This window comes from Massilia sp. 05N420, assembly GCF_056397205.1.
Genome location: NZ_JBFTMX010000273.1, coordinates 1 through 368, shown reverse-complemented (window position 1 = coordinate 368; position 368 = coordinate 1). Strand labels below are relative to the sequence as shown.

The following is a 368-nucleotide window of genomic DNA, read 5'->3' as shown; positions in this document are numbered from 1 at the left end:
GCGCATACTGCCGCGGCCGCTTGCCGACCGGCTCTACGAATTCATCGCCCGCAACCGGCTGCGGATCGCGGGCCGCAGCGACAGTTGCTTTGTGCCGACGCCTGAGGTCAGGAGCCGCTTTCTCGGATGAGTACAAGCGGGCTTCGCGTGCTGATCATCGGCGGCTACGGCGCGTTCGGCAGCCGGCTGGCACGCTTGCTGGCCGGCGATCCGCGCTTCCATCTGCTTGTCGGCGGGCGGTCGGCGGAGAAGGCCGAGACATTTGCCGCCGGGATCGAGCGAGGCGCAGAGGGCGTGGTCTTCGACCGCGATGGCGATGTGCAGGCCCAGCTTGCGTTGCTCAGGCCCGCGGTCGTCGCCGATCTCTC

Annotated in this window: 1 pseudogene; it reads left to right on the top strand. The window is 68.8% G+C overall.

Annotated elements, in window-relative coordinates:
• Positions 1-147: 147 nt before the first annotated feature.
• Positions 148-368 (top strand): annotated as a pseudogene (locus AC1DIX_RS28300) (hypothetical protein); the annotation flags it as partial.